The organism is Actinoallomurus sp. NPDC052308, from assembly GCF_040679195.1.
In the GTDB taxonomy this organism is placed as follows: Bacteria; Actinomycetota; Actinomycetes; order Streptosporangiales; family Streptosporangiaceae; genus Actinoallomurus; species Actinoallomurus liliacearum.
On sequence record NZ_JBFAUM010000049.1, the window covers coordinates 22,196 to 30,334 of the forward strand.

Annotated in this window: 10 protein-coding genes; 4 read left to right on the top strand and 6 right to left on the bottom strand. The window is 67.3% G+C overall.

What is annotated here, in order from left to right; all coding sequences use genetic code 11:
• Positions 1-55: 55 nt before the first annotated feature.
• Positions 56-556 carry a GNAT family N-acetyltransferase gene (locus tag AB0L00_RS44480; protein WP_364444068.1) on the bottom strand — a complete coding sequence of 167 codons (501 nt, stop codon included), beginning with the start codon at positions 554-556 and terminating at the stop codon, positions 56-58.
• Positions 557-742: 186 nt separating this feature from the next.
• Here AB0L00_RS44480 and AB0L00_RS44485 point away from each other — a divergent pair, with 186 nt between their 5' ends.
• Both AB0L00_RS44485 and AB0L00_RS44490 read left to right on the top strand, forming a co-directional pair.
• Positions 743-1,171: a hypothetical protein gene (locus AB0L00_RS44485; RefSeq protein WP_364444070.1), complete on the top strand. Its 429-nt coding sequence runs from the start codon at positions 743-745 to the stop codon at positions 1,169-1,171.
• Positions 1,172-1,448: 277 nt separating this feature from the next.
• The gene (locus AB0L00_RS44490; protein WP_364444072.1) at positions 1,449-2,627 is read left to right on the top strand and encodes a serine hydrolase domain-containing protein; all 1,179 of its coding nucleotides are present in this window, start codon (positions 1,449-1,451) and stop codon (positions 2,625-2,627) included.
• 71 nt (positions 2,628-2,698) lie between these two features.
• Here the strand turns inward: AB0L00_RS44490 and ggt are convergent, their stop codons facing one another.
• Positions 2,699-4,666: a gamma-glutamyltransferase gene (gene ggt / locus AB0L00_RS44495; protein WP_364444074.1), complete on the bottom strand. Its 1,968-nt coding sequence runs from the start codon at positions 4,664-4,666 to the stop codon at positions 2,699-2,701.
• Between the two features lie 240 nt (positions 4,667-4,906).
• Here ggt and AB0L00_RS44500 point away from each other — a divergent pair, with 240 nt between their 5' ends.
• Together AB0L00_RS44500 and AB0L00_RS44505 are read left to right on the top strand one after the other, a co-directional pair.
• Positions 4,907-5,071 (top strand): hypothetical protein, encoded by a 165-nt coding sequence (locus tag AB0L00_RS44500; protein ID WP_364444076.1) that lies wholly within the window; start codon positions 4,907-4,909, stop codon positions 5,069-5,071.
• A gap of 93 nt (positions 5,072-5,164) precedes the next feature.
• Entirely contained in the window at positions 5,165-5,521 is a 357-nt protein-coding gene (locus AB0L00_RS44505; RefSeq protein WP_364444078.1) for a beta/gamma crystallin domain-containing protein, read from the top strand.
• Between the two features lie 68 nt (positions 5,522-5,589).
• Here the strand turns inward: AB0L00_RS44505 and AB0L00_RS44510 are convergent, their stop codons facing one another.
• From AB0L00_RS44510 to AB0L00_RS44525, 4 genes are all read right to left on the bottom strand, one after another.
• Positions 5,590-5,874 carry a hypothetical protein gene (locus AB0L00_RS44510; RefSeq protein WP_364444081.1) on the bottom strand — a complete coding sequence of 95 codons (285 nt, stop codon included), beginning with the start codon at positions 5,872-5,874 and terminating at the stop codon, positions 5,590-5,592.
• Between the two features lie 149 nt (positions 5,875-6,023).
• On the bottom strand, positions 6,024-6,512 hold the full coding sequence (locus AB0L00_RS44515) for a discoidin domain-containing protein (RefSeq protein ID WP_364444083.1): 489 nt from the start codon (positions 6,510-6,512) through the stop codon (positions 6,024-6,026).
• 28 nt (positions 6,513-6,540) lie between these two features.
• On the bottom strand, positions 6,541-7,818 hold the full coding sequence (locus tag AB0L00_RS44520; RefSeq protein WP_364444086.1) for a transposase: 1,278 nt from the start codon (positions 7,816-7,818) through the stop codon (positions 6,541-6,543).
• Positions 7,819-7,854: 36 nt separating this feature from the next.
• Positions 7,855-8,010, bottom strand: a complete 156-nt coding sequence (locus AB0L00_RS44525) for a hypothetical protein (protein ID WP_364444087.1) — start codon at positions 8,008-8,010, stop codon at positions 7,855-7,857.
• Positions 8,011-8,139 lie beyond the last annotated feature (129 nt).

Consider the following 8,139-nt stretch of genomic DNA (forward strand, 5'->3'; position numbering starts at 1 on the left):
ATTCGGTCATAACGGTGTGCGTGCCCTCACCGCCGGCCCACCCACACGTCACGGTCTATGGCTGGAGCGCCAGGTCGTGCTGATACCAGGTGCCCGGCTTACCGCCGAGGTCGGCCGGGTCTGCCGGGCCGACCGGGACGAACCCGGCCTTGGTCAGCACCCTCTGGGACGCGGCATTGTCATGGGAGGTGGCCGCTCGCAGTGTGCGCAGTTCATGCTGTCCCACCGCCAGCCGGCACAGTTCCCGGACGGCCGCGGTCGCCACGCCGCGGCCGGCGACGTGCTGCGCGACCCGGTAACCGAGATCGGCAGTGCCGTCCCTGAAGCGGTACAGGTTGAACCGGCCCAGAACCGAGCCGTCCTCGGCGACGAGCACGTAGAAGGCGCCGATGCCGGCCTCTTGCTCAGCCAACAAGGCGCTGTACTGGTCGGCGAACTCGTCGAAGAACTCGTCACCGCGGTCGGAGACCGAGGCGGCGAAGTAGGCGCGGTTCGCCACCTCGAAGGCCAGGACCGCCGGGGCATGGCCGGCATGCAGCCGCTTCAGCTCGGGCACCGCCCGACTCTAGCCGGATGACGCGTTGAGGCCACCTGAGTTTCCGCCGGCGGCAGGCGACCCCCCGGACCAGGGCGCACAACGATCCACGGCTGGAGTACTAGGGCGTGTTTCCCTATACACTCCATCCTTGCATGTCCGGATTGGGGTGGATATGCCCTTTCTGGACGAGTCGAGTGAGGTTGTATGCCGACGCATGAGTGGACGCTGGCCGACGACCGCCCTGGCAGGGGCGGTCCGCGGAAGCGCAGAAAGGCACTCATCGCCGTCCTGGTCCTCTCGGGCGCCATTGCCTTGTTCGTCGTGCTGCGCCTGCTCGTTCCCGGATCGTTCGAGCAGGGCGGGCCAAGGCTCGGCCACCGGACCTACAACGCCAAGGTCGATTGCCAGGCGCAAACCTCGGGAGACTCTGCGACGGTCACGATCGGCGGCACCATCAGCGGTGACTCGCCCCATTTCACGGTGACCGTGGAGGTGCTCGACACCGCGACGAAGCAGCGGCTCGCGGTGCAGACATTTGAGGTCCGCGGCACCACGACGTTCGGTGGTACCACTCCGGCTCAGGCGCCGGTCGGCCCGGCCGGTATCGATTGCCGGATCGCCAAGGTCCTCTGAAGACCGACGCCGGGGTAGTCGTGCCCCCCTCATCAGCACCTGGCCGGCCTCGGCGCCTCCGCCCGCGTCACCGCCGACGCCGACCCGGCCGCCCGCCGACGCGCTAGGACGCTTCCGGGCCCGGTAGCCGCCGACCGCTACCGCTGCGGTATCCGTTAAGGCGATGTCATCACGCTACGGAGGGAGACCCAGGTTCCCCCGGCATGGGGACGCCGCCAGGGGCCCTGTGGGAGTTGAGTGCTGCCGTGGCATTCGACGTACTCACAGGAGGTATCTGATGGACGCACGTGCGAAGGTCCGCTGGCGGACCGTGACCGTGGGGGCGGCCTGCCTGGCCGTGCTGGCGGTGCCGATCACTTCGGCCCGTGCCGCAGGCGGCCGGGCATCGGTCTCGCCGGCCCAGGGGGAGCAACTGCAGCGGTCGCTGGACGCGGTGACGGCCGCGGGGGCGGTGGGGGTGCAGGCCGAAGTGATCGGCACCGACGGCCGGTGGCGAGGCGTCAGTGGGCACGCCCGGCTCGGTGGCGCGCGACCGGTGCCCCGGCAGGGGCGCTTCCGGATCGGGAGCATCACCAAGTCGTTCACCGCGACGGTCCTGCTCCAACTCGCGGCGCAGGGAGAGGTCGGCCTGGACGACCCGGTCGAGCGGTACCTGCCCGGCCTGGTGCCCGACGGGCAGCACATCACGCTGCGGCAACTCCTGAACCACACCTCAGGGATCGCCGATTACCTCGATGACGCCACGACCTATCCGATAGCCGGCCGGGAGTTCCTGGAGAAGGTGCGGTTCCACGCGTTCCCGGCCGAACAGCTCGCCCGCAGCGGCGTCGCGCTTCCGCGGTACTTCCCGCCCGGCAAGGGCTGGCACTATTCGAACACGAACTACGTGCTGGCCGGTCTCATCATCGAGAAGGTCACCGGCCGGTCCTGGCACGAGGAGATCACCCGCCGGATCGTACGGCCGTTGGGGCTGCACGACACGACCGTGCCCAACAGCGACCCCGACCTGCCCGGCCCGCACGCGCACGGATACATGGAGATCGACGGCCGGGCCGTGGACATCACCCGGATGAACCCCTCGATCGCGGGACCCTCGGGCGCGATCACCTCCACCACCGGCGACCTCGATCGGTTCTACGCCGCGCTGCTCGGCGGCCGGCTGCTGCCCGCGACGTGGCTCGCCGAGATGAAGAAGACGGTCCCGATTCCTGACGCCGGCCCGGCCGGCGAGGCGGACGGGCTGGGCCTGGACCGCATGCGACTTCGTTGCGGTGTCACGGTCTGGGGCTACGACGGAGGCATCGTCGGCTACGGCAGCAAGAGCCTGCACACCGCCGACGGGCATCGGGGCATCACCCTGTCCGTGACCCTGCGCGACCTCTCCGACCCCCACACCACGCAGATCCTGGACGCGATCCAGAAGACGGTCGACACCGCCTTCTGCGGCACCCCCTGAAGACCTTCCGAACGGCACCCGCCGATGCCTGGGCCGTCACCGCTCGGTGGCGATGCCCCGGGCAGGTGCGCTCACCAGCCGACGGCACTGCCGTCTTTCCTGAGGTCGGAGGCGGCCCGGTAGACGCCGTCGACCGGCGACGGCGAGGCACCTCCGGTCGCCACCCGCTCAGCGGCCTGCGCCTGGGACTGGCTCTGGGTCTGTTCCTGGGATTGGGTCTGAGTCTGTTCGCTCCGGTCGCCGGCGATCTCCCGGTCGAACACGATCGCCTGGAATCCGCCCATGGCGCTGCCGACCGACTTCGTGACGTGATGGCCCATCGCGGAGAGCTGCCGTCCCACCAGGTTGAACAGCTCGGGTTCGAGCTGGAGGACATCGGTCTTCTGGTCATGGCTGAACCGCGCCGCGTCGGCGGCGGCCTGCGGGTTCATCCCCAGATCGACCATGTTGATGATCTCGGTGGCCTGCGCCTGGGCCTGTTCGCTGCCGCCCACGTTTCCGAACGCCATGACGGGATGGCCATTCTGCATCACGAAAGCGGGGATGAGCGTATGGAACGGGCGCTTACGGGGAGCGACGACATTCGGCGACGATGGGTTCAGCGAGAACTGTGACCCACGGTTCTGAAGAGGGAACCCATAGCCGGGAACCGTTACCCCCGACCCGAACAGTTCAAAGAGACTGTAGATGAAGGAGACCATGTTGCCCCACCGGTCGGCCACCGCAAGATACACGGTTCCTGAATCAATCGACGCCTTGACGCGCGGCGGCGTGGCCCGGCGTGGGTTTATCTTCTTGCACTGAGCTATCGCATACTCCGTCGAAAGAAGTCGACCGAGCGGGACCGAGGTGAATCTCGGGTCGCCGTTGTAGGTGTTGAGGTCGTCGTAGGCGAGCTTCTTGGCTTCGACCAGCAGGTGCCAGAACTCCGGTGAGCGCGGCCCGAGGTCGGCGAGATTCAGGCCGAGGACGGGGTCGCACTGCTGAAGGATGTTGAGCATCTCCAAGGCGGCGAAGCCCTGGGTGTTCGGCGGCATCTCGTACACGTCGTAGCCGTGGTAGTTGATGCTGATGGGCTCGACCCATTCGGCGTGGAACTTCGCGAGATCCGCCGGCGTCATCGCTCCGTTCAGCTTCTTGATCTCGGCTACGATGGCGTCCGCGATCTCGCCGGTGTAGAAGGCGTCACGGCCCTTCCTCTGCAGGACCCGGAGGGCATGTGCGAGGTCCGGATTGCGGAAGATGCTGTACAGCGGTGGAGCCTTGCCGTCGCGGAGGAACACCCGTATCGAGTCGGCGTCGGTCTTCAGGACATCCACGCCCTCCTCCCAGTCGCTGTGGATCTGCTCGGTGATTCCGAAGCCCTCTTCGGCGAGCGTCACGGCGGGTTCCAGGACGACGTCGAAGCCCCGGGTGCCGAACCGCTCGAGCAACCGATGCCAGCCTTCGACGGCGCCGGGCACGCTGATGCTGTCGGCACCGCGTTCTGGCATCCCGGTCTTCTCATCGAAGCCGCGGGCGTGGAAATAGTCGAGATCCCAGGCTTCGGGAGACCAGCCACTGGAGTTCAGCCCGAACAGCTTCCGGTCCTTCGCCGAATAGTAGATGGCGAACAGATCGCCGCCCAGACCCGCGCTCTCAGGCTCGACCAAGCCGAGAACCGCCGCGGTCGCCACTGCCGCATCCACGGCGTTCCCGCCCTTCTGCAGAATTCGCAGGCCCGCCTGCGCGGCAATGGGCTGGCTGGTCGCGACGGCGCCGTGCCGCGCGACGACCTCTGATCGAGTCTGCTTCGGCCAATTGCTCGCGCGGTCTCCGCGCACGGCCGTGATCCTGGCCCCGGGGTTGGGAATCGAATCGGTCGGCCGGCCGAACGGCGTCGGGCTCGGACCTCCGGCGCCGACGGTGGGCCGCGTCGCGACCGACGCACTCGCCACGTCCGTATTCGCCGTAGCTCCCAGTGCCGCCAGCCCCATCGCGGCGCCGCCTACTTTCAGAAACGAGCGGCGTGAGGTTTCACCGGTTGAGCTCTCGGACATAGGCGTCCTTCCGGGTGGCGCTGAACGAGATCAGGCTGGACGGCTTGTCGCTGGACGATAGCCGAGGCGCCGTCTTCCTCCGGTTGGCCGTGAGCGATGACAAGGATTCCTTGGCGCGGATCTTGGAGTCCCTATAACCCAACGACGAAAAAAGCCGCATACGACGAACTGCCAGCGAATTAACGACTCAGGACGCCGGCGCCGCGTCCCTCGGCCGGATCATCGAGAGGGCCCGAGCTCATGCGGGACCCGGGAGTCGCCGCGGGCGAGCTCCCGACGCTCGTCGCGGGCGGACATGGTCTCCTGTCGACCGCGCACGACTACCAGCGCTTCGTACAGTTGCTCGCGCGCGGAGGCGAACCGGACGGGGAGCGGGTGTGGCTGCGGCAGGCTAATTACCGATGAGGGCGGAATAGGCAACGTTGCCGATATCTCGACAGCCTGTGGTGACGGTAAAGTCGCCACCCAGACCGATCTATGAGAAGTCGAGGTGGCCAAGTGGTTTCCGTCAGCCGAAAGTCGATCAAGCGCGCCGGTATCATCGCCGGAGCGGCCGCACTGTTCATGTCCCTCATTCCAGGGCAGGCATTCGCAATCAGCCAGGTTCCGTGCAATAGTTCTGATTACTTGCAGATCTGGTTCCATGACGGCTCGGGATCGGCCACGGCGTGCTACGCGAATGCGGGACTCACCTACATTTGGGGCAACAACACGGTCTGGATCGACAAGGTGTCCACCGGCAATAACAACGTGGTAATCCACGACGACAACGGAACCGACGTGTACATCTCGAGAAACAACATTGTCACCTACCCGAACCGTCCGGTGGCGACGACCCACCTGAATATTCTCTAAGGTGATCTCCGCGGCTTTCGCGCGCTCTTGCCATGCTCGAAGTGTGTGAGCATGGCAAGAACGCGGCTCTAGCTCCAGATCGTACATATCGGGGTGGCTGTTATGCGGTCGCCGAGGTCGTACACCTGTCGTCCGGTGTGCAGCACGAGTCCACGGATGAAACGGTCTCCCAGCTCATCTCGCAGCCAGGCGAGATGGCGGCCCGAGTCGCGGTTCGGTCCGGTGGATGCCTTGATCTCGATTCCGATGACACGATGCCCGGCCAGCTCGATGAGGATGTCGATCTCGCGCCGGCCTCCCTCTTGACGCAGATGGTGGAGTCGGGGCTGACAGCCCGATGATGCCGCTTTCATGCATCGGTGGCTCCCGCTTTCATGCAATGATCAGTCCCGCTTTCATGCATGCCTGACTCCCGCTTTTATGCAACCGCTAGTACCGCCTTTGTGCAGTCTTGAGCCGTCCCGCCGCCGGCGTTCGGGGGCGGGACGGCTCTTGACACCGCTCAGGCCGGGCGGGGTCTGTGGTCGGTGGTGCCGCAGTCGAGTTGGCCGGCGATGGCTGCCTCGCCGCCTACGGCGGAGAGGGCCTCCAGGCGGATGTAGCGGGCCGTCGCGGGCCGGAAGCGTACGTGTTTCAGGGCGTGGTCGGGGGCCCAGGTGCCGTTCGCGACCTGCTTGAAGGTCGTGCCGTTGATGCTCACCGAGATGCGGTACGCCGTGATGTTGCCGGTGGTGACGAACGCGTCGAACGAGTACGGCGTCACCGTGTCCTGCCGGGGCAGGTAGGTGAACGTGTCGAGGCCGGAGTAGCGCCGTCCCAGGTCGAGGGTGACCGCCTGCGGGAGCGGGCCCGTGGACGTCCACAGGGACTGGTCGGCCTCGCCGTTCCAGCCGTAGTCGCTGTGTCCGTCGATCGCCTTGGCTGCGTCGGCCCACTGGCCGCAGTCCAGCTTCGCCGGATTGAACGAGAACTGGTCCTGGTCGGGGTCCACCCACTCGGCGTATGGAAGGTACCCATGGTCAGCTTCTTGGCCGTGAACGGTCGGGCTTGCGGCCCGGGTGTTCACGCCTTGTTGCGCTCCCCGTCGCGGCTGGGTGTCGTGCCGGGGTCGCATCTCCCCTCGCCCTGGTGTCGGGGGCAGGGACGGGCATGTTGACGAATGCCCACGCCACGCACGCCCGTTTCCGGATGTTCATGGCGGCGATGACGTCGGCCGGGCCAGCGAACCCACACCGACGACAACAAAAGGTATCCCGGCTGGGCCGGTTGGCCCGCTCGGTGTGCCCGCACCAGGGCACGGGACACCGCTGGGAGGTATAGGCCGGATCCACCTCTAAGAACGGCACCCCGGCCCGCAGGGCCTTGTACTGGAGGAAGGTGCCGAGCTGATGGAACGGCCAAGAGGAGTGTGTGGCCCGCTGGTGCCGCCTGAGCCGTACCCGGTCGCGTATCCCGCTCAATTCCTCGAGCGCGATACCGCGTCCGGTGCGTCGGGCATCGGCCACGATCCTCTTACTGATCTTGTGGTTCTCATTCGCGGCGTGCCGCGCCTCCCGCTGTGCGCGGCGGGCCAGACGGCGGGCGGCCGACCGGCTCCCCGCGGCTTTCTTGGCCTGCAGTTCAGCGCGCAGCCGGGCCTGGCGCCTGCGATACCGGACAAGGGCCTTGCCCTGATGATTGTCCCCATCGGATGTGGTGGCCAGGTTCACGATCCCCCGATCCACTCCGACCCAATCAGCGGGCTCGACCTGCGGGTCCGCGTCGACCTCACAGGTCGCGATGAGAAAGAACATCCCGTCGCGGTGCACTAGGTCGGTCTCGCCTTTGCGGTGGGCCGCCAGGAACTTGAGCTGCCCGGCCTCACCGGTAAAAGCCATGCCTCGGAGGCGGCCCTGGACGGTCCAGATCGAGATGGCCCGGGCGTCCATCTGCCAGGACAGGCATCGGTCATCGAACGGCTGGGCCGCATCCGCCCGTAAGGTGATGGGTTTGGATTCAGCTTTGCGGCGCCGCCGTGACTGCTCACCGCCCAGCAGGCCCGCCTCGATATGGGCGTGCAGCGCGGTGTAGGCGTCGGCGACCTTACGGATCACATGTAACGCGGGCTGAGCCGACAACCCCCGCGCCTTCAAATCCGCGTACACGATCTTTTGTAGCTTCTGCCGGGCGAACACGCCGTGGGCGAACGCGACCGCCGACACCTCATTCGCCGCACTGTTGCACAAGCGCAGGGTCGCCGCGAGCGCCGCCGCCTGCTCAGGCGTCGGCAGCAGCTTCACCTGCACCACCAGCTTCATGACTTATAACCTTACCATTAGATAACGTTACCGTTGCTATCGGATGCCTTTGGCCTTCATCTTCCGGTACCGGTTGCCGCGGTGGGCGAGGGGCGCGGCGGCGGCTCCGGTGGCGGTCAGGGGGAGGGCCGCGGCTCCGGCGGCCGTGGCGGTCGCGGCGAGGAAGGCGCGTCTGCTCGGCGAAGAGGTCATCGATGAAGCCCCTTTCGGGGTCCGGGGGGGGGGGGGGGGGGGCCCCCCCCCCCCCCGGGGGGGGGGGGCGGGGGGGCGGGGGGGGCGGGGGGGCGGCGCGCACCCCCCCCCCCGAGGGGCGGCGGGGGC

Coding starts and splice junctions, on each gene's coding strand:
- AB0L00_RS44510 (WP_364444081.1), bottom strand. CDS start 5,874: ATGAAAGCGGCATCATCGGGCTGTCAGCCCCGACTCCACCATCTGCGT.
- AB0L00_RS44525 (WP_364444087.1), bottom strand. CDS start 8,010: ATGACCTCTTCGCCGAGCAGACGCGCCTTCCTCGCCGCGACCGCCACG.
- ggt (WP_364444074.1), bottom strand. CDS start 4,666: ATGTCCGAGAGCTCAACCGGTGAAACCTCACGCCGCTCGTTTCTGAAA.
- AB0L00_RS44500 (WP_364444076.1), top strand. CDS start 4,907: ATGCGGGACCCGGGAGTCGCCGCGGGCGAGCTCCCGACGCTCGTCGCG.
- AB0L00_RS44485 (WP_364444070.1), top strand. CDS start 743: ATGCCGACGCATGAGTGGACGCTGGCCGACGACCGCCCTGGCAGGGGC.
- AB0L00_RS44490 (WP_364444072.1), top strand. CDS start 1,449: ATGGACGCACGTGCGAAGGTCCGCTGGCGGACCGTGACCGTGGGGGCG.
- AB0L00_RS44520 (WP_364444086.1), bottom strand. CDS start 7,818: ATGAAGCTGGTGGTGCAGGTGAAGCTGCTGCCGACGCCTGAGCAGGCG.